Below are 21,471 nucleotides of genomic sequence, written 5' to 3' on the forward strand. Positions count from 1 at the left end.
CAAAAGATTAAGGTTTTTTAGCTTAAGCAAGGCTTTTAGGTTATAATAAAACAAAAACAGATTTTAGGGCATGAGTGATGGATACAAAAAGACAATGCATGGCGTTAAAAGCTTCAGCAGGAAGCGGGAAGACTTTCGCTTTGAGCGTGCGGTTTTTAGCCCTATTGTTTAAGGGGGCTAATCCTAGCGAGATTTTAACGCTCACTTTCACTAAAAAAGCCACCGCTGAAATGAAAGAGCGCATTTTAGATTATTTGAAATTTTTGCAAAAAGAAAACTCTGAAAATGAAAAAGAAAAATCCCAAAATATCCTCAAAGAATTAGAAGAAAAATATAATTTAAACCCTAGTTTAGTGCAAGACAACGCCAAAAAAATCTACCAACGCTTTTTAAACGCCGAAGTTAGAATCAGCACCATTGATGCGTTTTTCCAAAGCATTTTAAGGAAATTTTGCTGGTTTGTGGGGTTGAGCGCGAATTTTGAAGTCAATGAAGATACAGAAGCGTACCAACAACAGCTTAATGAGAGTTTTTTGAGCGCTTTAAATAGCAAGCAGCTTGAGGAATTGAGCGTTTTTATCACTCAATGCTTGAGTTATGATAGTTACACAAGCGATTCTGTTTTGGGGCAGTTGCATTTTTTAAAAAACAAGCTTTATTTGTTTGATTTCAATCAGCAAGAACTTGCGTTTGATGAAGAGGCTTTTTTAAAAAAATTAAGGGATTTAAACCATCGAATCCAAAACATAGAAACAGCGTCAGATACAGCTAAAAAAGCCATTAAATGCGAGAGTTTTAAAGAGTTTTTAAACAGCGCTTTAACCTGGCTTGAAAAAAAGAGCGAGTATCAATATTTCAAAAAATTCAAAGATAAAATCCCCACTTTAGAGAGCGAATGCGAAGAAATTGAAAGCGATCTCAAACGCTATTATGACGCCAAAGAAGCCGTAATATTTAAAAAATTCCCTAAATTCATCCAGCTCTATGATAAAGCCACTTCTAAAATCCAAGCCCTAGATTTTAGCGCGATTAAAGATAAGGTTTATGCGTTGTTGGATAATCAGGAAAACAGCTATAAAAATGGTTATGAAAAAATGCCGGCGGAGTTTTTTTATTTCAGGTTGGACAGCAGGATCGCGCACATTTTGATTGATGAATTTCAAGACACAAGCTTGAATGATTATAAGATTTTAGCCCCTTTCATTGATGAGATTAAAGCCGGGATAGGGCAGGCTAAATGGCAAAGGAGCGTGTTTTTTGTGGGCGATGTCAAGCAAAGCATTTATCGCTTTAGAGGGAGTTTTAGTTCCTTGTTTGAAAGCGTTTCTAAGGATTTTTACCACGATAATTTGGAATTCAACCACCGCAGTGCGCCTTTAATCATCCATTATGTGAACACCATCTTTAAAAAGGCTTATCAAAGTTATCCCACCGCTTATTTGGAGCAAAAATACCCTAAAACTTCCAACAATAAACATGCCACAGAGGGCTATGTTAAAATCTCGTTAGTGCCTAATGAAAGGGAGTTGTTATTAGATCAAGTCTTGCAAGAAGCTAAAAACCTTTTAAAAAATCATATTGATCCTAAAGACATTACCATTTTATGCACCACCAATAAGGACGCTTTAGAGATTAAACGCCATTTGCAAGAGCGTTTAAGCGAAATTTGCCCCAGCACGGAATCTAGCGCGAAATTGTCTCAATTTGTAGAATCTAAAATCATTAAAAACGCCCTAGAACACGCTTTAGCTGAAGAACCCTATAAGCCTTTTTACAAACACAGCGTTTTAAAACTCGCTGGATATTTGCATGATGACACAATCGCGCTCCCTAGTTTTAACCCCAAAAAAGAGAGCGTGGCAAACTTTGTGTGGAGGGTGATGGAGCAATTTGAGCTTTATGAAGAGTGCGCGCAAAGTTGTTTGGAATTAGCGGTTGGGTGCGAAGATGCAAATGAATTTTTAGAAAAATTAGAGGCTAAAGAGATCGCTTCTTTCAATGCAAAAGGCGCACAGATTATGACCATTCATAAATCTAAAGGCATGCAATTCCCTTATGTGATCGTGTGCGAACGCTTGGGTAGGCCTAACTCAAGCCCCACAAGCAAATTTCTTGAAGAATATCATGGCACAGAACTTACGCGCCTTTATTATAGAATGAAAAATCGTAAGGCCGTGGATAAAGATTACGCTAGGGCTTTAGAAAAAGAAGAAGCGGCTAAAGATCATGAAGAAATCAATATGTATTATGTCGCATTCACTAGAGCTGAGTTAGGATTGATTGTCGTGGCTAAAGACAAAAACCAAAAAAAAGACAAAAAAGAAAACAAAGATAAGGGAATGCGTGAAACATTGGATCTTGCACCTTTAGAAGCGGGAAAAATCGCACCGGTTACTTCTTCTAAAAAAGAGCCTTTAATCGCAAGCGCTCTCATCAGGTCTAATGCCTATGGCGAGCAAGTCCAAGAGATAGAAGAAGAGCCGGATATTGATTATGAGAAAAATAACGACCAAGAAGCGATCAATTTTGGTATCGCCTTGCACAAGGGATTAGAATACCAATACGCTTATCATATTCCTAAAGAAAGCGTTTTAGAATATTTGAACTACCATTATGGTTTTTATGGTTTGGATAATCAAGCGCTAGAAGAGAGTTTGGAGCTTTTTAAAAACGATAAGGAAATCCAAACGCTTTTTAAAAACAACGCCCTAAAAGGCGAAGTGGCGTTTTTATTCCAAGGGGTTGTGTCTAGGATAGATGTTTTGTTGTGGGATAGGGGGCAAAATGTGCATGTGTTAGATTATAAAAGCTCTCAAAATTACCAACAAAGCCACAAAGCGCAAGTGTCTCATTACGCCGAGTTTTTGCAAACTCAAGCCCCCCATTTTAAGGTACAAGTGGGCATTATTTACGCTCATAAAAGACTGCTTGAAAAATTATGGGTTTGAAATTAAACATTTTAAGGTTGTCTATGAACTTCAAAAAAACAGAAAACGCGCTCAGTTTGACGCTTAAAAACTTTATTAAAAGCGAGTCTTTTGGGGGGATTTTCCTTTTTTTAAACGCTGTTTTAGCGATGGTGGTGGCTAATTCGTTTTTAAAAGAAAGTTATTTTGCTCTGTGGCACACCCCTTTTGGGTTTCAAATAGGGGATTTTTTTATCGGCTTTAGTTTACATAATTGGATTGATGATGTTTTAATGGCGTTATTCTTTTTAATGATAGGCTTAGAGATTAAGCGAGAGTTGTTGTTTGGGGAATTATCCAGCTTTAAAAAAGCTTCTTTTCCTGTGATTGCAGCTCTTGGGGGCATGATAGCTCCAGGGTTGATTTATTTTTTCCTTAACGCTGATACGCCCTCTCAACATGGTTTTGGGATCCCTATGGCGACGGATATTGCATTCGCTTTAGGCGTGATCATGCTTTTAGGCAAGAGGGTGCCTACCGCTCTAAAGGTTTTTTTAATCACTCTAGCGGTGGCTGATGACTTGGGGGCTATTGTAGTGATTGCGCTTTTTTATACCACGAATTTAAAATTCGCATGGCTTTTAGGGGCTTTAGGGGTGGTTCTTGTTTTAGCTCTATTGAACCGCTTGAATGCCCGATCGCTTGTTCCTTACTTGCTTTTAGGGGTGTTGCTTTGGTTTTGCGTGCATCAAAGCGGTATCCATGCGACGATTGCTGCGGTGGTTCTAGCCTTTATGATACCGGTGAAAATCCCTAAAGATTCTAAAAATGTAGAGCTTTTAGAATTGGGCAAACGATACGCAGAAACAAATTCAGAAGTCCTTTTAACCAAAGAGCAGCAAGAAATCTTACACTCCATTGGAGAAAAAGCAAACGCCTTGCAAAGCCCCTTAGAAAGATTGGAGCATTTTTTAGCGCCCGTTAGCGGGTATTTCATCATGCCCTTATTTGCGTTTGCAAATGCAGGGGTGAGCGTTGATTCTAGCATTAATTTAGAAGTGGATAAGGTGCTTTTAGGGGTCATTTTGGGGCTTTGTTTGGGCAAGCCTTTAGGGATTTTCTTAATCACTTTTATAGGCGAAAAATTTAAAATCACCGCGCGCCCTAAAGGCATCAGTTGGTGGCATATTTTAGGGGCAGGGCTTTTAGCTGGGATTGGCTTTACCATGTCTATGTTTATTTCTAATTTGGCTTTCACTAGCGAGCATAAAGATGCTATAGAAGTGGCAAAAATTGCGATTTTATTGGGATCTTTGATTTCTGGGATCATAGGGGCTTTGTATTTATTTTTACTAGACCAAAAAGCGGCTTTAAAGAAATAGCTAAAAATGCTATAATTTGAGATTAAAACATCTTTTAAGGAAATTGAATGGGACAAACCAAGGACATTATAACGACTTTTTTACCCCTAGTGGTGCTATTGCTTATTTTTTATTTTTTGATTATCCGTCCGCAACGCCAGCAACAAAAAAAGCACAGAGAAATGATAGAGGGCTTGACTAAAGGCGATAAGATCGTTACTCAAGGAGGGCTGATTGTTGAGGTGCTTAAAGCGGAAGCGACTTTTTTTAGCGTGAAACTCAATGATGACACTACGGCTAAACTTTCTAAAAACTATATAGCCTTCAAATTAGACGAAGAAGTAGCGCCAAACAACAACTAAATGAAACTTTTTAACGCTCGTTTAATCGTTTTTATTTTCGCGCTTCTTTTAGGCGTAGGGTTTTCTGTGCCTTCTTTGCTAGAAACTAAAGGCCCTAAAATCACTTTAGGTTTGGATTTAAGGGGGGGGTTAAACATGCTTTTAGGGGTGCAAACCGATGAGGCTTTAAAAAACAAGTATTTAAGCCTAGCGTCTGCATTAGAATACAACGCTAAAAAGCAAAACATCTTGCTTAAAGACATTAAATCTAGTTTAGAAGGGGTTAGCTTTGAGCTTTTAGATGAAGATGAAGCGAAAAAGTTAGACGCGCTTTTAGTGGAGTTGCAAGACCATAGCCAGTTTGAAATCAAAAAAGAAGCGGAGTTTTATAGCGTGAAGCTCACCCCTTTAGAGCAAGAAGAATTGCGTAAAAACACGATTTTGCAAGTCATAGGGATCATTCGTAACCGCTTGGATCAATTTGGTTTGGCAGAGCCTATAGTTATCCAACAAGGCCGAGAAGAAATTTCAGTGCAATTGCCCGGCATTAAGACCTTAGAAGAAGAACGGCGCGCTAAAGATTTGATTTCAAGATCCGCTCATTTGCAAATGATGGCAGTGGATGAAGAGCACAATAAAGATGCGATGAAAATGACGGATTTAGAGGCTCAAAAATTGGGCAGTGTGTTATTGTCTGATGTGGAAATGGGGGGTAAGATCTTGCTCAAAGCGATCCCTATTTTAGATGGCGAAATGCTTACGGACGCTAAAGTGGTGTATGATCAAAACAACCAGCCGGTGGTGAGCTTTACTTTGGACGCCCAAGGGGCTAAGATTTTTGGGGATTTTTCAGGCGCGAATGTGGGCAAACGCATGGCGATCGTTTTGGACAATAAGGTCTATTCAGCCCCCGTGATCAGAGAACGCATTGGTGGGGGGAGCGGGCAAATTAGCGGGAATTTTAGCGTGGCTCAAGCGAGCGATTTAGCGATCGCTTTAAGGAGTGGGGCGATGAGCGCGCCCATTCAGGTTTTAGAAAAAAGGATTATAGGCCCGAGTTTAGGGAAAGACAGCATTAAAACTTCCATTATCGCTCTCATAGGGGGTTTTATTTTAGTGATGGGCTTTATGGTGTTGTATTACTCTATGGCTGGGGTGATCGCTTGTATGGCGTTAGTGGTGAATCTTTTTTTGATCGTGGCGGTGATGGCGATTTTTGGAGCGACGCTGACTTTACCGGGAATGGCAGGGATTGTTTTAACCGTGGGGATTGCCGTGGATGCTAATATCATTATTAATGAGCGCATTAGAGAAGTGTTAAGAGAGGGCGAGGGCATCGCTAAAGCGATCCATTTAGGCTATATCAATGCGAGTAGAGCGATTTTTGATTCCAATATCACCTCCTTGATCGCTTCGGTGTTACTATACGCTTATGGCACAGGAGCGATTAAAGGCTTTGCACTCACTACAGGCATTGGGATTTTAGCCTCTATTATCACCGCTATTATAGGCACGCAAGGGATTTATCAAGCCCTTTTGCCTAAATTGACCCAAACAAAAAGCCTTTATTTTTGGTTTGGCGTGAAAAATAAAAGGGCTTAGGAGTTTTTATGGAATTATTCAAGCAAACGAGAATCTTAAGCTTCATGCGTTATTCCAATTATGGGGTGATTCTTTCAGCGATTTTAGTGCTTTTGGCGTTAGGGCTTTTGTTTTTTAAGGGGTTTTCTTTAGGGATTGATTTTGCCGGGGGGAGTTTGGTGCAGGTGCGTTATGCACAAAACGCTCCCATTAAAGAAGTGCGCGCTCTTTTTGAAAAAGAAAATCGTTTTAAGGGCGTTCAAGTGAGCGAGTTTGGCTCTAAAGAAGAGATTTTAATCAAATTCCCTTTTGTAGAAACAGCCCAAAATGAAGATTTGAACGCTATCGTGGCTAACATTCTAAAACCCAGTGGCGATTTTGAAATCCGTAAATTTGACACCGTAGGCCCTAGAGTGGGGAGCGAGTTGAAAGAAAAGGGCATTTTGTCGCTGATTTTAGCCTTAATGGCGATCATGATTTATGTGAGTTTCCGCTATGAATGGCGTTTCGCTTTGGCGAGCGTTATCGCGCTTGTGCATGATGTGATTTTAGTGGCAAGCTCAGTAATCCTTTTTAAAATTGATATGAATTTAGAAGTGATTGCGGCTTTACTCACTTTGATTGGGTATTCTATTAACGATACGATCATTATCTTTGACAGGATTAGAGAAGAAATGTTGTCTCAAAAAACTAAAAACGCCATTCAAGCCATTGATGAAGCCATTTCTAGCACGCTCACGCGCACGCTTTTAACTTCTTTAACCGTGTTTTTTGTGGTGTTGATTTTATGCGTGTTTGGGAGTAAGATCATCATTGGTTTTTCATTGCCCATGCTAATAGGCACGATCGTAGGGACTTATAGCTCTATTTTCATTGCCCCTAAGGTGGCGTTGTTGTTAGGCTTTGATATGGATAAATATTATGAGAATGAGGCTAGAAAAGTCAAAAAAGCTCAAGAGAAAGAAAAAATGCGCCGTTTGTATGAGGGCGGTCAAGTTTAAGGAGTTTCTATGGATTGGGGTCGGGTCATTCATGTGCTATTCAGTCTTATTTCTTTAACCACCATTGCGGGGTTTTTGTATGAGCCTAACACGGTAGTGTTGTTTGTAGCGCTCGCTTTAAACCTGATTTCTGTTACGCTTAAAATTGGGGTGTGCAAGCGTTTCGCTTCAGAATTATTGGCTAGCTCTCTAGCCACCGTGTTGCACCTCATACCGGCATTTGTGTTTTTACAGATTTTGAATAATTTGGTTACAGCTTACATGCTGATGATTGGGGCGTTGATTAGCAACGCTTTTAGTTTGATCTTTTTATTGATTGAAAGCGTTGTAACGAGCGAAACAGACTAGGGGATAGCGATGGATTTTATCAATATAGAAAAAAAATGGCAAGAATTTTGGTGGAAAAATAAGAGTTTTGAGCCTAAAGACGATTTTAATCTCCCTAAAAAATACATTTTGAGCATGCTGCCTTATCCTAGTGGGGAAATCCACATGGGGCATGTGCGCAATTACACCATTGGCGATGCTTTAGCGCGCTATTATCGTTTGCATAATTACAATGTGTTGCACCCTATGGGGTTTGATTCTTTTGGGATGCCTGCAGAAAACGCCGCCATTAAGCATGGTATCCACCCTAAAACCTGGACTTATGAAAACATTGAAAACATGCAAAAAGAGTTTGAAGCTTTAGGGTTTTCTTTTGCTAAAAATAGGGAATTTGCCACTTCAGATCCTAATTACACGGAATTTGAGCAACAATTTTTCATTGACTTGTGGGAAAAAGGATTGATTTATCGCAAAAAAGCCATGCTCAATTGGTGCCCTAACGATAAAACCGTTTTGGCCAATGAACAAGTCATAGAGGGGAGGTGTTGGCGTTGCGATACAGAAGTGATTCAAAAAGAACTCTATCAATATTATTTGAAAATCACAAACTACGCTGAAGAATTGTTAAAAGATTTAGAGACTTTAGAAAATCATTGGCCTTCTCAAGTCCTAATCATGCAAAAAAATTGGATAGGGAAATCCAGCGGGTTGCAATTTGGCTTTAAAATCGCTGATGAGTGCTTGAAAGTTTGCAATAACATTCAAGAAATTGAAGTCTTTACCACAAGAGCGGATACCATTTATGGCGTAACCTACATTGCAATCGCCCCAGAACACCCTTTAGTAGAGCATGCCATCAAGCATGTAAGCCAAGAGGATTTAAAAACCATTAAAGCGATTTTAAACACGACCCAAAGAGAAAGATCTTTGGAGAAAAAGGGGGCGTTTTTAGGCATTTATGCTATCCACCCTTTAACGAAGCAAAAAATCCCTGTTTGGGTGGCCAATTTCGCCCTAGCCAATTACGGCTCTGGGGCGTTAATGGGTGTGCCTGCTTGCGATGAAAGGGATTTTGAATTCGCTAATCTTTATCATATCCCTATTAAAGTGATCACTCAAAGCTCTCAAAATTTGCCCCACACCAAAGAAGAAATTTTAAAAAATAGTGGGGAGTGGAGCAACCTTTCTAGCTCAGTGGCCAGAGAGCAAATCATCGCTTATTTTGAAAAAGAAAACCTCGGTAAAAGAGTGATCAACTACCGCTTGCAAGATTGGGGGGTGAGCCGTCAAAGGTATTGGGGAGCGCCCATTCCTATGATTCATTGCAAACATTGCGGGATCGTGCCTGAAACCCAACTACCGGTAACTTTACCCGAAGATATTGTGATTGATGGGGAGGGCAATCCTTTAGAAAAGCATGCCAGTTGGAAATTCACCCAATGCCCTAAATGCCACAAGGACGCTTTAAGAGAAACAGATACGATGGACACTTTCATCCAATCTAGTTGGTATTTCTTGCGCTACACCACCCCTAAAAATCAGCGTGAAAATCAAGCATTTGATCAAAACTACTTGAAGTATTTCATGCCTGTGGATACTTATATTGGCGGCATTGAACATGCGATTTTGCACTTATTATACGCGCGCTTTTTCACTAAAGCTTTAAGGGATTTGGGTTATATTGATTTAGATGAGCCTTTCAAACAGCTTATCACTCAAGGCATGGTCTTAAAAGATGGCGCTAAAATGAGCAAATCTAAAGGCAATGTCGTTAGCCCTAAAGAAATACTCAAAAAATACGGGGCGGATGCGGCAAGGCTTTTTATCCTTTTTGCTGCCCCACCGGCTAAAGAATTGGAATGGAATGACAGCGCTTTAGAGGGGGCGCATCGGTTTATCAAGCGCTTATACGACAAATCAAACGCCATTAATCCTACCACTTCTAAACCTGAATTTAAAGAAGCGAGCTTGAATGAAGCAGAAAAACTAGCCCGCAAAAAAGTCTATGAAGCGTTGAAAAAATCGCATGAAATCTTCAATAAGACTGAAAGCGCTTACGCGTTTAACACTTTGATTGCAAGTTGCATGGAGGCTTTGAACGCTTTGAATGCACAAAATAATGAGCAAATTTTATGCGAAGGCTATTTCGTGTTATTGCAAATTTTAGAGCCTATAATCCCGCACACCGCATGGGAATTGAGCGAAAGGCTTTTTAAAAGAGCGAATTTTAAGCCCATAGCGATAGATGAGAGCGCTTTAATAGAAGACTTTATGACTTTAGGGCTTACCATTAATGGCAAAAGGCGCGCGGAATTGAAAGTTGATATTAACGCCAGTAAAGAAGAAATCCTCGCTTTGGCTAAAAAAGAATTGGAGAAATATTTAGAAAATGCGAGCGTTAAAAAAGAAATTTATGTGCCTAATAAGCTTGTTAATTTTGTTGTCGCATGATTTTTAGGGCTTTCTTTTTCTTTATTGTGTTGTTTTTGTTCAAGGGCTGTGGGTATAAACCTATCGCTGCTTACGCTCAAAACGCTTTAGGCGATAGCGTGTATGTGAAACTCATTGTGAATTTGCCTAACCCTGAAAACTCTGTAGAATTTAAAGACTTGATGAATCGTTTGGTGGTGCAACGCTTCCAAAACCGCCTAGCGAGTGAAAAGGATGCAGATTCTATTATTATCATAGAAATCACGAATGTAACCGATACGAGCATCACGCAAAATAAAGAAGGCTTTACGACTTTCTATCGCGCGACTGTGTTTGTAAACTACACCTATGATAATAAAAGAGGCACGCAAAAGACTTTTCAAAATAGCGGATATTACAATTATGCCGTGAATTTGCAAGACCCTCTTAACACCTACCAGAACCGCTATTATGCGATCAATCAGGCTGTGGAGCAAACTTTGACTAAATTTGTCGCTCAAATCGCTTATGAAGGGAAATTCAATAATGAAAAATAGCCCTTTGAAAGGATTGAAAGCGTTTTTAGAAACAAAGCCTAAGGAATACCACAAATTTGACCCTAGCCGTTTCATTCAAATTTACAAGGATTTTAAAAACGCTTTTTTTGAGATTCAAGCGAAAGTCATTCACATTGTAGGGACGAATGGCAAGGGCAGCACAGGGCGGTTTTTAACCCTTTTGTTAGCCGATCAAAATTTTAAGGTGTTGCATTTCACTTCACCGCATGTTTTTGAATTTAGGGAGCGCTTTTTTTTGAATGGTTCTATCATTAGTGAAAACGCTTTAGAAAACGCCCACCAGCAATTGCAATCACACGCTTTCAGTAGTGCTTGTTCGTATTTTGAATACGCTACCTTACTGGCTGTCATGCTCGCTAAAGATTGCGATTACCTCATCTTAGAAGCAGGGCTTGGGGGGGAGTTTGACAGCACAAACGCTTTAGAAAAAACGCTGAGCGTTTTCACCCCCATTGACTATGATCATAAGGAATTTTTAGGGGATAGTTTAGAAAGCATTGCGACCACTAAATTAAGAGCGATGGGCCCTCTTAATATCATTGCCCCCCAACAAGAATTGGTTTTAAATATAGCTCAAAAAATCGCCAAAGACAAACATGCGCAATTGATTGTGGTTCAAAATAAAATTTCACAAGAAGTGAAAGCCTACATTGAACGCCACCATTTAGCCCATTTTTTAGCGATGAATCTAGAAGTGGCCCTGAAGGCGTTTGAAACGCTGTTGCCATGCGATAGACAAAAAGTTTTGCAACGCTTAAAGCCTTTGGATTTAATCGGCCGTTGCGAGCTTTTAAGCCCTAACATTTTAATAGATGTGGGGCATAACCCCCATAGCGCCAAGGTCTTAAAAGAAGAAATCAAGCGCGTTTTTAACGCTAAAATCATTTTAATTTATAATTGCTATCAAGATAAAGACGCTTTTGGGGTGCTAGAAATTTTAAAACCGGTAATTAAAAAGGTTTTGATTTTAAAATTGCATGAAGAAAGAGTCATAAAATTAGAAACGCTTCAAGGGATTTTAGAAAATTTAGGGTTAGAACACGCTTTGTTTGAAGAAGTGAAAGAAAACGAAAATTATTTGGTGTATGGCTCATTTTTGGTCGTCAATGCTTTTTATGAACGCTATCAAAAGAAGAGGGATTGATGCCGCAAAACCAACTTATGATCACCATCATTGATGAATCAGGATCTAAACAGCTCAAATTTTCTAAAAATTTAAAACGCAACCTCATCATTGCTACCGCTATTCTTTTATTGATCGTGGGGCTTGGCGTGTTTTTTTTAAAATTTTTGATCGCTAAAATGGACACGATGACAAGCGAGAGGAATGCGGTTTTAAGGGATTTTAGGGATTTGTATCAAAAAAATTACGCCTTAGAAAAAGAGATTAAAAACAAGCGAGAAGAGCTTTTTATTGTGGGGCAAAAGATTCGTGGAATAGAATCCTTAATTGAAGTCAAAAGAGGGGCTAATGGGGGGGTGCATCTTTATGATGAAGTGGATTTAAAAAATTTGAGCCTGGCTCAAAAACATTTAGCACTCATGCTCATTCCTAATGGCATGCCCTTGAAAACTTATAGCGCGATTAAACCCACTAAAGAAAGAAACCACCCCATTAAAAAGATCAAGGGTATTGAATCCGGGCTTGATTTCATTGCACCATTAAACACGCCCGTTTATGCGAGCGCTGATGGGATTGTGGATTTTGTGAAGACGAATTCTAATGTGGGGTATGGGAACTTGGTGCGCATTGAGCATGCGTTTGGGTTTAGCTCCATTTACACGCATTTAGATCATGTCAATGTGCAGCCTAAAAGCTTTATCCAAAAAGGGCAATTGATTGGCTATAGCGGGAAGAGCGGGAATAGCGGAGGCGAAAAATTGCATTATGAAGTGCGGTTTTTGGGTAAAATTTTAGACGCAGAGAAATTTCTGACATGGGATTTGGAGCATTTCCAAAGCGCTTTAGAAGAAAATAAATTTATTGAATGGAAGAATTTGTTTTGGGTTTTAGAAGATATTGTCCAGCTCCAAGAGCATGTGGATAAAGACGCTTTAATAAGCCAGTAAGGATTTTGGTGTTTTTAGACAGGCGTTTGATTGTAATGATTACAGACTCTAAAGGGAGTCGTTACATTAATGTGCATATCCTATTCCGTCAAATTGGCTTGTATGCACTTTTGAGCGTTATAGGTTCTTTGTTGTTTTTGGGTATTTCATTATTGGTTTTGAATAAAGAAATTAGAAATATTGACCATCAGCATGCCCTAATCACTAAAGAATTTGAGAAAAAAAGAGAGACTAATGAAAAGCTTTCTTTGCAAATGGATGAGTTTTTAGACGATTTGCAACTCTCAGGGGAGCGCATCAACGATTTAGAAGAAGTGGTGGGGGTGAATAGGCCTGAAGAAAAAGAAGAGGGGGATTTATCAAGCCGCTTGGATGTCGCTGGGATTACTGGGCTTCAAAAAAGCTTTATCATGCGCCTTATCCCTAACGACTACCCATTAGAGTCGTATCGGCGTGTTTCAGCCGCCTTCAATAAAAGAATCCACCCTATTTTGCATGTATTGCATAACCATACCGGCCTTGATCTAAGCACCGCTATTAACACCCCCGTGTATGCGAGCGCGAGCGGGGTAGTGGGGTTAGCGAGTAAGGGTTGGAATGGAGGGTATGGGAATTTGATTAAAGTTTTCCACCCTTTTGGTTTTAAAACCTACTACGCCCATTTGAATAAAATTGTCGTAAAAACAGGCGAATTTGTCAAAAAAGGGCAGTTGATTGGGTATAGTGGTAATACAGGAATGAGTACAGGACCGCATTTGCATTATGAAGTGCGTTTTTTGGATCAACCCATAAACCCCATGAGTTTCACCAAATGGAACATGAAAGATTTTGAAGAAGTTTTCAATAAAGAAAGGAGCATCAGATGGCAATCTTTGATAACAATAATAAATCGGTTAATGCAAAAACAGGACCAGCGACCATTGTCGCTCAAGGCACAAAAATAAAGGGTGAGCTTCATTTAGATTACCATTTGCATGTAGATGGCGAATTAGAAGGGGTGGTGCATTCTAAAAGCACGGTGGTGATCGGGCAAACCGGCTCGGTGGTGGGTGAGATTTTTGCTAATAAGTTGGTGGTTAATGGCAAGTTCACTGGCACGGTGGAAGCGGAAATAGTAGAAATCATGCCTTTAGGGCGCCTTGATGGTAAAATCTCTAGTCAAGAGCTTGTGGTGGAAAGAAAGGGGATTTTAATTGGAGAGACTCGCCCTAAAAATCTGCAAGGGGGGGCGTTGTTAATCAACGAGCAAGAAAAGAAAATTGAAAATAAATAGGAAATGATCCAATCTATCCTTTATAGAGCCTTAAATAAAGGTTTTGATCATCAAATACTCGCTTGTAAGGATTTTAAAGAATCTCAACTCGCTAAAGAAGTCATAAGCTATGTCAGGCCACATGCCAAAGCCATTCTTTTTCCGGAATTTAGGGCTAAAAAAAATGACGATTTGCGTTCGTTTTTTGAAGAATTTTTACACCTTTTAGGGGGTTTGAGGGAGTTTTATCAAGCGTTAGAAAACAAGCAAGAAGCTATCATTATTGCCCCTATTAGCGCGTTATTGCACCCTTTGCCTAAAAAAGAACTTTTAGAAAGCTTTAAAATCACTCTTTTAGAAAAATACGACCTTAAGGCGTTAAAAGACAGGCTTTTTTATCATGGTTATGAGATTTTAGATTTAGTGGAAGTGGAAGGGGAGGCGAGCTTTAGGGGGGATATTGTGGATATTTATGCACCTAATTCTAAGGCGTATCGCTTGAGTTTTTTTGACACGGAATGCGAGAGCATTAAGGAATTTGATCCGATCACTCAAATGAGCCTTAAAGAGGAATTACTAGAAATTGAAATCCCTCCCACGCTTTTTAGTTTGGACGAACAATCCTATCAAGATTTGCAAACAAAAGTCAAACAAAGCCCCTTAAATAGCTTTTCTAAAGATTTAGCCAGTTTTGGTTTGTGGTTTTTAGACGAAAAAGCGCAAGACTTGTTAAGCGTTTATAAAAGCATCATAAGCCCCAAAGCTTTAGAAGAAATTCAAGAATTAGCGAGCTTGAACGAATTGGATTGTGAGCGTTTCAAACCTTTAAAAATCTTAGAAACCCATCAAGGCTATGAAGATTTAGAAATCCATACGCGTGCAATGGAAAGCTTTATCGCTTTGCATTCAAATCGTAAAATCACGCTCCTAGCTCCCAATAAAACGATTTTAGACAATGCCTTAGGCGCGCTTGAAAGAAGCCACATTCAATGCGTCATCGCCCCCTTTGTGTTGAATTTTAAAACCCCTGATGAGATTTTTATCTCGCTCAATTCTTTTGAAAGGAAGAAAAAACGCCAAAAATCCAAGCTCGCTTTGAACGAATTGAATGCAGGCGAGTGGGTGGTGCATGATGATTATGGGGTGGGCGTGTTTTCTCAATTAGTCCAGCATAGCGTTTTAGGGAGCAAGAGGGATTTTTTAGAGATCGCTTATTTGGGCGAAGACAAACTGCTATTACCGGTAGAAAATTTGCATCTAATCGCTCGTTATGTGGCGCAAAGCGATAGTGTGCCGACTAAAGACCGGCTAGGGAAAGGGAGTTTTCTCAAATTAAAAGCTAAAGTAAGAACCAAACTTTTAGAGATTGCAAGCAAGATCATTGAATTGGCGGCTGAACGCAATTTGATCTTGGGTAAAAAGATGGAAACGCATTTAGCGGAGTTGGAAATCTTTAAAACGTATGCGGGTTTTGAATACACGAGCGATCAAGAAAAAGCCATCGCCGAAATTTCAAAGGATTTGAGCTCTCATAGGGTGATGGACAGGCTATTAAGCGGTGATGTGGGTTTTGGGAAAACGGAAGTGGCGATGCATGCGATTTTTTGCGCGTTTTTAAACGGCTTTCAAAGCGCGCTAGTCGTGCCGACTACCTTACTAGCCCACCAGCATTTTGAGACTTTAAGGGCGCGTTTTGAAAATTTTGGCGTTAAAGTGGCTCGTTTGGATCGGTATGTGAGCGAAAAAAACAAGCTTTTAAAAGCGGTAGAATCAGGGTTAGTTGATGCGCTTGTAGGCACGCATGTGATTTTAGGCGCGAAATTCAAAAACTTGGGTTTAATGGTGGTGGATGAAGAGCATAAATTTGGCGTGAAACAAAAAGAAGCCTTAAAAGAATTGAGCAAAAGCGTGCATTTTTTAAGCATGTCCGCTACGCCTATCCCGCGCACTTTAAACATGGCGCTCTCTCAAATTAAAGGCATTAGCTCTTTAAAAACCCCACCCACAGACAGAAAACCCAGCCGCACTTTTTTGAAAGAAAAGAATGATGAACTCTTAAAAGAGATTATCTATAGAGAATTGCGCCGTAACGGGCAAATTTTTTATATCCATAACCATATCGCTAGCATTTCAAAAGTCAAAAAAGAGCTAGAAAATTTAATCCCTAAACTCAAAATCGCTATTTTGCATTCCCAAATTAACGCTAATGAGAGCGAAGAAATCATGTTGGAGTTTGCTAAAGGGAATTATCAGGTTTTATTATGCACTTCTATTGTGGAATCCGGTATTCATTTGCCTAACGCTAACACGATTATTATTGATAATGCGCAGAATTTTGGGCTGGCTGATTTGCACCAATTAAGAGGGCGTGTGGGGAGAGGCAAAAAAGAAGGTTTTTGCTATTTTCTCATAGAAGATCAAAAAAGTTTGAACGAACAAGCTTTAAAGCGCTTGCTCGCTTTGGAAAAAAATTCGTATTTGGGCAGTGGGGAGAGTATCGCTTATCATGATTTAGAAATCAGGGGGGGCGGGAATTTGCTGGGACAAGATCAAAGCGGGCATATTAAAAATATCGGCTATGCGCTCTATACGCGCATGCTTGAGGATGCGATTTATGAATTGAGTGGGGGGAAAAAAAGGCTTGAAAAGAGCGTAGAAATCCAATTGAGCGTGAGCGCTTTTTTAAACCCTGAACTCATCGCAAGCGATAGTTTGAGGTTGGATCTATACCGCCGTTTGAGTTTGTGTGAAAATGTAGATGAGGTGGGGCAAATCCATGAAGAAATAGAAGACAGGTTTGGCAAAATGGACGCTTTGAGTGAGCAATTTTTACAAATCATTACGCTTAAAATTTTGGCTAATGAGCTTGGCATCATTAAACTTTCTAATTTCAATCAAAATATCACCATTGCTTATAGCGATGAAAATAAAGAGAGCTTAAAAGCCCCAAGCAAAGACGATAACGATATTTTAGAAACCCTTTTAAAACATTTACGCGCTCAAATTTCTTTAAAACGGCGTTAAAAGCGTTTGATTTTAACCTTAATTTTTTATTTTAAAAAGATTATTAAGAGAGTTTGTTGTAAAATAGGGATTTGCTATGCCTTTAGTCGTTAAAAGGTAATTAAGTCATTAAGGAGTTTTTTAATCATGGCAGATATTCAAAGGCGTGATTTTTTAGGAATGAGCCTTGCTGGTGTTACAGCTATAGGGGCTATAGCGAGTCTAGTGGCGATGAAAAAGACTTGGGATCCGCTTCCAAGCGTCGTTTCAGCCGGTTTCACAACCATAGATGTAGCGAACATGCAAGAAGGGCAGTTTTCTACCGTGGAATGGCGCGGGAAACCGGTCTATATCCTCAAGCGTTCTAAAAAAGAGGGCTTTAACGAAAAGCGCGATTTTAAAATCGGCGAGAGCGTTTTCACCACAGCCATTCAAATTTGCACGCATTTAGGGTGCATCCCCACTTATCAAGATGAAGAAAAAGGCTTTTTATGCCCATGCCATGGAGGCCGTTTCACTTCTAATGGCGTCAATATTGCCGGCACTCCCCCCCCACGCCCTTTTGATATTCCGCCTTTTAAAGTTGAAGGCACTAAGATCACTTTTGGCGAAGCTGGGGCTGAATACAAAAAAATGATGGCTAAAGCGTAAGGAGAGTTTCAATGGCAGAGATAAAAAAAGCGAAGAATCTAGGCGAATGGCTGGACATGCGTCTTGGCACTAACAAGCTTGTTAAAGTGCTGATGACAGAATATTGGATCCCTAAAAACATCAATTTCTTATGGGCTATGGGGGTGATTTTATTAACCCTTTTTGGCGTGCTTGTAGTTTCAGGGATTTTCTTGCTCATGTATTACAAACCTGATGCGAAAATGGCGTTTGATAGCGTGAATTTCACGATCATGCAAGAAGTGGCTTATGGCTGGCTTTGGCGCCACATGCATGCCACGGCAGCGAGCATGATTTTTGTCATCATTTATATCCATATGTTTGTTGGCATTTATTATGGCTCTTATAAAAAGGGTCGTGAGATGATTTGGATTAGCGGGATGGTTTTATTTGTGGTCTTTAGCGCCGAAGCCTTTAGTGGGTATATGCTGCCTTGGGGGCAGATGAGCTATTGGGCGGCAGCGGTTATCACCAATTTATTTGGAGGCATTCCTTTCATTGGGGCTGATGTGGTGGAGTGGATCAGGGGTAATTATGTCGTAGCGGATTCCACTTTAACGCGCTTTTTCATGCTCCATGTGTTTTTATTGCCCATTGCGATTATTTTGCTCATTGGGGTGCATTTTTACTCTTTACGCATCCCGCATGTCAATAACCAAGAAGGCGAAGAAATTGATTTTGAATTGGAAGAGAAAAAATTCATGGAAGGCAAGAAAAAAGAATCTAAAGTCATTCCTTTTTGGCCGGTATTCTTGTCTAAAGATATTTTTGTGGTTTGCGCGTTCATGGTCTTTTTCTTTTACTTGGTGTGTTACCACTATGATTTTGCGATGGATCCCATTAACTTTGAAAGGGCTAACAGCCTTAAAACGCCGCCTCATATTTACCCTGAGTGGTATTTCTTATGGAGCTATGAAGTTTTAAGGGGCTTTTTCTTTAGCGCTGATTTGGGGTTAATGGCCTTTGGCGTGGCGCAAGTGATTTTCTTCTTACTGCTTTTTTTAGACAGAAGTCCTGTGGTCGCTCCTGCACACAAACGGCCTGCTTTTATGGTGTGGTTTTGGCTTGTCATTATTGACATGATTGTTTTAACGATCTATGGTAAATTGCCTCCGCTTGGAATGGGTAAATACATTGGCTTAGCGGGTTCGATCACTTTCTTAGCCCTTTTCTTTATAGTGTTGCCCATTATCACCATTGCTGAGAGGAAGAAGCAAGGGGGTGTTAGATGAAAGAATTTAAAATTCTCATTATCCTTATTGTGGTGATAGGCGTGATTTATTATGGGGTTGAGCCTTATGCGCATTCGGTGATGCACCCTAAAGTCGCTCCGGCAGATTTTGCTTTCAAAGATTTAGAGCCGATGGATTTGAAAAATGGCGACGCCAATAAGGGCAAACAGCTTGTAGCTGAAAATTGCACCGCTTGTCATGGTATCAAATCTCAAAACATTCCAGCCCCTATGGATAGCCTTAGCGCGAGCAATTCTTTTGGGGTCGTGCCACCGGATTTAAGCCATGTGGCGGGGGTTTTGAATGCGAATTTCTTAGCCCATTTCATCAAAGACCCTGTGAAAACAGCGAAGTTGAGTCATAAATTCAACGATGAAAGGCCCTATCCCATGCCGGCGTTTTCTCAATTTAGCGATAAGGATTTGAGCGATATTGTGGCGTATCTCACTTCTATTTTGCCTAAAAGTTTGAGCGACAAGGAAGTGTTTGCCCAAAGCTGTCAAAGATGCCATAGCCTAGATTATGCTAAAGACAAGGCGTTTAGCGATGCTAAAGATTTAGACAATTATTTAGGCTCTCATGCACCTGATTTGTCCATGATGATTAGGGCTAAGGGCGAACATGGCTTGAATATTTTCATCAATGACCCGCAAAAGCTTTTACCAGGCACGGCTATGCCTAGAGTGGGATTGAATGAACAAGCTCAAAAACAAGTCATCTCTTATTTGGAAAAAGCAGGCGATCGCAAAAAACATGAAAGGAACACTTTAGGAATCAAGATCATGATTTTCTTTGCGGTGTTATCGTTCTTGGCTTACGCTTGGAAAAGAAAGGTTTGGGGCGAAGTGCATTGAATTGAAAAAGGGGGAGGGCATGGTTTGATGATTTTTGATTTGTGGTGGGTTGTTTAGATTTTCCTTTGACCTAAACCATTGAATCAAGAGAAGTGAATGAAATTGCATTTCTAGGCATGATAACAAAGAAAACTTGTATCAAGTTTTGTTGAAATTAGCGCGAGAAGCTTGTTCAAGCTGGATTGCCCTTAATATTTTAATGGAGTGGTTGTTTGATGATTTTAGATTCTAAATTTTTTGTGTTCATTCTTTTTAATGCACTTTCAGCATGTTTTCTCTCTTCAGTGAGCGCGGATTTTATTCTTAAGGCGTTCTTGTATAGTTTTATATGGCTTTTTATCGTTTATTGGGCGATTAGTTTTATTAAGAACAGGTTTGTAGCAGAAATCCTAAAAAGTTTTATATTGGTTTTAGGGATCGTGTTTAGTTGCATAGATATTTTTGGTTCGTATTATTTTCATTTGCCTTTGTCTAATGAGTTGGGTAATATTTTATTCACCACGCATTATAAAGAGAGCTTGGAATTCCTCCATGCTTATGTTTATCCGCATTGGTATTTTGTGATAGGTCTTATTTTAATAGCTGTAGGCTCTCTAAAAATATTCAGTCTCATTCCTAATAAACCCATTCCTTTAAAAATGGCTAGTATTTTAAGCGTTTTATTTTTGATTGTAGAAGCGCCACACGCTATAAAAACCATCAAAAAATACAAGGAGCGTGAAGCTCTGTTGAACGCTGATGGGACGATGGAATACATTGCTTTGGCTAAAGGAGCGTATTATTTTGGTAGGAATATTAGCAGTTTGAGAGAAAGCCACAACTCCAATCAAGCTTTAGAAAAAGCTTCTTACCCTAAAGATTACTTAGTCAAAAATACAGGAAATATTGAAAATGTGGTGTTGGTTTTTGGCGAAAGTTTGAACAGAAACTTTATGGGTGTTTATGGTTATCAAGCCCCTACAACCCCTTATTTAAGCACTTTAAAAGAAAAAGGTTCGCTTTTAGTGTTTGATAATGTGATTAGCCCAGCTTTTTATACGGATAAAAGTTTCACAATGCTTTTAACTTACGCTAATAGGGATAATCTCAACCAAAAAGCATGGTATCAATATAAAAATCTAGCCCATATCCTTAAATTGAGCGATTATAAAAGCGTTTGGATCACTTCTCAAGGCTATGGGCTCATGTGGGGCAATAGCTATTATCAAGTGGCTAAGCATTTTGATACTTATATAGAAAACGATAAACCTTATGATGAAAACTTGGTGGCTCTTTTCAAGCGGTATTATGACAACGAGAGAGAGAGAGAGAGAGTAAAAAGCGTAAAAATTTTGTTGTTTTCCACTTGATTGGCAATCATTTTGAATATAAAAACCGCTTTCCTAAAGAATTTTCCTACTTTAATCTCAATAACACTTCTTATTTTTCAAAAAACAAGTCTTTGAGAGTTAAAAACAATGCCGATAAGCAAGTTGTAGCCGATTATATTAACAGCGTTTATTATAATGATTATGTTTTGCATTCTTTGATTGAATTGTTTAAAGACAAGGATAGTCTCGTTATCTACCTAAGCGATCATGGCGATGACATGTTTGAATCAAGCGCTTTTAATACCCATGAATGCTCAAATGCTAGCATGGAAATCCCATTTTTAATCTATATGAGCGATGCATTCAAACAAAAACACCCCCAAATGGTAAAAAGATTTGAAGAAGCTTTGCACAAGCCTTTTATGAGCGATGATTTATTGCATACCGTATTGCCATTAGCAGGAATAATAACCAAAGATTATGAAAAAACGAGGGATTTATTTAATGAGAATTACAACGATAAACGCCCAAGGAAGCCATGCGATAACAAGGTTTATCCTATGGATAAATGAGTGGT

At 39.4% G+C, this 21,471-nt stretch carries 18 protein-coding genes; all 18 read left to right on the forward strand.

The window, feature by feature from the left end; all coding sequences use genetic code 11:
* Nucleotides 1–77 precede the first annotated feature (77 nt).
* Complete coding sequence (locus AA977_RS07160) at nucleotides 78–2,948, forward strand: RecB-like helicase (RefSeq protein ID WP_064435122.1); 2,871 nt, start codon at nucleotides 78–80, stop codon at nucleotides 2,946–2,948.
* Nucleotides 2,949–2,971: 23 nt separating this feature from the next.
* Nucleotides 2,972–4,288 (forward strand): sodium/proton antiporter NhaA, encoded by a 1,317-nt coding sequence (nhaA, locus tag AA977_RS07165; protein ID WP_064435224.1) that lies wholly within the window; start codon nucleotides 2,972–2,974, stop codon nucleotides 4,286–4,288.
* A 47-nt stretch (nucleotides 4,289–4,335) separates the two neighbouring features.
* Nucleotides 4,336–4,629, forward strand: a complete 294-nt coding sequence (gene yajC, locus AA977_RS07170) for a preprotein translocase subunit YajC (protein ID WP_033745212.1) — start codon at nucleotides 4,336–4,338, stop codon at nucleotides 4,627–4,629.
* Nucleotides 4,630–6,210, forward strand: a complete 1,581-nt coding sequence (gene secD / locus AA977_RS07175; protein ID WP_064435123.1) for a protein translocase subunit SecD — start codon at nucleotides 4,630–4,632, stop codon at nucleotides 6,208–6,210.
* A gap of 8 nt (nucleotides 6,211–6,218) precedes the next feature.
* Nucleotides 6,219–7,190 (forward strand): protein translocase subunit SecF, encoded by a 972-nt coding sequence (gene secF / locus AA977_RS07180; RefSeq protein ID WP_064435124.1) that lies wholly within the window; start codon nucleotides 6,219–6,221, stop codon nucleotides 7,188–7,190.
* 9 nt (nucleotides 7,191–7,199) lie between these two features.
* Nucleotides 7,200–7,538: a DUF6394 family protein gene (locus tag AA977_RS07185; RefSeq protein ID WP_000383761.1), complete on the forward strand. Its 339-nt coding sequence runs from the start codon at nucleotides 7,200–7,202 to the stop codon at nucleotides 7,536–7,538.
* Between the two features lie 9 nt (nucleotides 7,539–7,547).
* Nucleotides 7,548–9,968 carry a leucine--tRNA ligase gene (gene leuS, locus AA977_RS07190; RefSeq protein ID WP_064435125.1) on the forward strand — a complete coding sequence of 807 codons (2,421 nt, stop codon included), beginning with the start codon at nucleotides 7,548–7,550 and terminating at the stop codon, nucleotides 9,966–9,968.
* Complete coding sequence (gene lptE, locus AA977_RS07195; protein WP_064435126.1) at nucleotides 9,965–10,483, forward strand: LPS assembly lipoprotein LptE; 519 nt, start codon at nucleotides 9,965–9,967, stop codon at nucleotides 10,481–10,483. Before leuS ends, lptE begins: the two co-directional genes overlap by 4 nt.
* Nucleotides 10,473–11,648 (forward strand): bifunctional folylpolyglutamate synthase/dihydrofolate synthase, encoded by a 1,176-nt coding sequence (locus AA977_RS07200; RefSeq protein WP_064435127.1) that lies wholly within the window; start codon nucleotides 10,473–10,475, stop codon nucleotides 11,646–11,648. Before lptE ends, AA977_RS07200 begins: the two co-directional genes overlap by 11 nt.
* On the forward strand, nucleotides 11,648–12,574 hold the full coding sequence (gene csd2, locus AA977_RS07205; RefSeq protein ID WP_064435128.1) for a M23B family cell shape-determining DD-metalloendopeptidase Csd2: 927 nt from the start codon (nucleotides 11,648–11,650) through the stop codon (nucleotides 12,572–12,574). Before AA977_RS07200 ends, csd2 begins: the two co-directional genes overlap by 1 nt.
* Nucleotides 12,575–12,582: 8 nt before the next feature.
* Nucleotides 12,583–13,518 carry a peptidoglycan DD-metalloendopeptidase Csd1 gene (gene csd1 / locus AA977_RS07210; RefSeq protein ID WP_064435129.1) on the forward strand — a complete coding sequence of 312 codons (936 nt, stop codon included), beginning with the start codon at nucleotides 12,583–12,585 and terminating at the stop codon, nucleotides 13,516–13,518.
* A 26-nt stretch (nucleotides 13,519–13,544) separates the two neighbouring features.
* On the forward strand, nucleotides 13,545–13,847 hold the full coding sequence (locus tag AA977_RS07215) for a polymer-forming cytoskeletal protein (RefSeq protein ID WP_229307267.1): 303 nt from the start codon (nucleotides 13,545–13,547) through the stop codon (nucleotides 13,845–13,847).
* 3 nt (nucleotides 13,848–13,850) lie between these two features.
* Nucleotides 13,851–16,850, forward strand: a complete 3,000-nt coding sequence (gene mfd / locus AA977_RS07220) for a transcription-repair coupling factor (protein WP_064435130.1) — start codon at nucleotides 13,851–13,853, stop codon at nucleotides 16,848–16,850.
* Between the two features lie 126 nt (nucleotides 16,851–16,976).
* Nucleotides 16,977–17,480, forward strand: coding sequence for a ubiquinol-cytochrome c reductase iron-sulfur subunit (gene petA / locus AA977_RS07225; protein ID WP_000763632.1), 504 nt, complete (start codon nucleotides 16,977–16,979; stop codon nucleotides 17,478–17,480).
* Between the two features lie 11 nt (nucleotides 17,481–17,491).
* Nucleotides 17,492–18,730 (forward strand): cytochrome b, encoded by a 1,239-nt coding sequence (locus AA977_RS07230; protein ID WP_064435131.1) that lies wholly within the window; start codon nucleotides 17,492–17,494, stop codon nucleotides 18,728–18,730.
* Nucleotides 18,727–19,584 carry a cytochrome c1 gene (locus AA977_RS07235; protein ID WP_064435132.1) on the forward strand — a complete coding sequence of 286 codons (858 nt, stop codon included), beginning with the start codon at nucleotides 18,727–18,729 and terminating at the stop codon, nucleotides 19,582–19,584. Before AA977_RS07230 ends, AA977_RS07235 begins: the two co-directional genes overlap by 4 nt.
* A 215-nt stretch (nucleotides 19,585–19,799) precedes the next feature.
* The gene (locus tag AA977_RS07240; protein ID WP_064435133.1) at nucleotides 19,800–20,933 is read left to right on the forward strand and encodes a sulfatase-like hydrolase/transferase; all 1,134 of its coding nucleotides are present in this window, start codon (nucleotides 19,800–19,802) and stop codon (nucleotides 20,931–20,933) included.
* Entirely contained in the window at nucleotides 20,930–21,466 is a 537-nt protein-coding gene (locus AA977_RS07245; RefSeq protein ID WP_064435134.1) for a sulfatase-like hydrolase/transferase, read from the forward strand. The genes AA977_RS07240 and AA977_RS07245 overlap by 4 nt, the downstream gene beginning before the upstream one ends.
* The last annotated feature ends 5 nt before the right edge of the window (nucleotides 21,467–21,471 follow it).

It is taken from the genome of Helicobacter pylori (assembly GCF_001653455.1).
In the GTDB taxonomy this organism is placed as follows: domain Bacteria; phylum Campylobacterota; class Campylobacteria; order Campylobacterales; family Helicobacteraceae; genus Helicobacter; species Helicobacter pylori_A.

Bases quoted from the DNA above. Each gene is read 5' to 3' on its own strand.
- AA977_RS07160 (WP_064435122.1), top strand. From the start codon at position 78: ATGGATACAAAAAGACAATGCATGGCGTTAAAAGCTTCAGCAGGAAGC.
- nhaA (WP_064435224.1), top strand. From the start codon at position 2,972: ATGAACTTCAAAAAAACAGAAAACGCGCTCAGTTTGACGCTTAAAAAC.
- yajC (WP_033745212.1), top strand. From the start codon at position 4,336: ATGGGACAAACCAAGGACATTATAACGACTTTTTTACCCCTAGTGGTG.
- secD (WP_064435123.1), top strand. From the start codon at position 4,630: ATGAAACTTTTTAACGCTCGTTTAATCGTTTTTATTTTCGCGCTTCTT.
- secF (WP_064435124.1), top strand. From the start codon at position 6,219: ATGGAATTATTCAAGCAAACGAGAATCTTAAGCTTCATGCGTTATTCC.
- AA977_RS07185 (WP_000383761.1), top strand. From the start codon at position 7,200: ATGGATTGGGGTCGGGTCATTCATGTGCTATTCAGTCTTATTTCTTTA.
- leuS (WP_064435125.1), top strand. From the start codon at position 7,548: ATGGATTTTATCAATATAGAAAAAAAATGGCAAGAATTTTGGTGGAAA.
- lptE (WP_064435126.1), top strand. From the start codon at position 9,965: ATGATTTTTAGGGCTTTCTTTTTCTTTATTGTGTTGTTTTTGTTCAAG.
- AA977_RS07200 (WP_064435127.1), top strand. From the start codon at position 10,473: ATGAAAAATAGCCCTTTGAAAGGATTGAAAGCGTTTTTAGAAACAAAG.
- csd2 (WP_064435128.1), top strand. From the start codon at position 11,648: ATGCCGCAAAACCAACTTATGATCACCATCATTGATGAATCAGGATCT.
- mfd (WP_064435130.1), top strand. From the start codon at position 13,851: ATGATCCAATCTATCCTTTATAGAGCCTTAAATAAAGGTTTTGATCAT.
- petA (WP_000763632.1), top strand. From the start codon at position 16,977: ATGGCAGATATTCAAAGGCGTGATTTTTTAGGAATGAGCCTTGCTGGT.
- AA977_RS07230 (WP_064435131.1), top strand. From the start codon at position 17,492: ATGGCAGAGATAAAAAAAGCGAAGAATCTAGGCGAATGGCTGGACATG.
- AA977_RS07235 (WP_064435132.1), top strand. From the start codon at position 18,727: ATGAAAGAATTTAAAATTCTCATTATCCTTATTGTGGTGATAGGCGTG.
- AA977_RS07240 (WP_064435133.1), top strand. From the start codon at position 19,800: ATGATTTTAGATTCTAAATTTTTTGTGTTCATTCTTTTTAATGCACTT.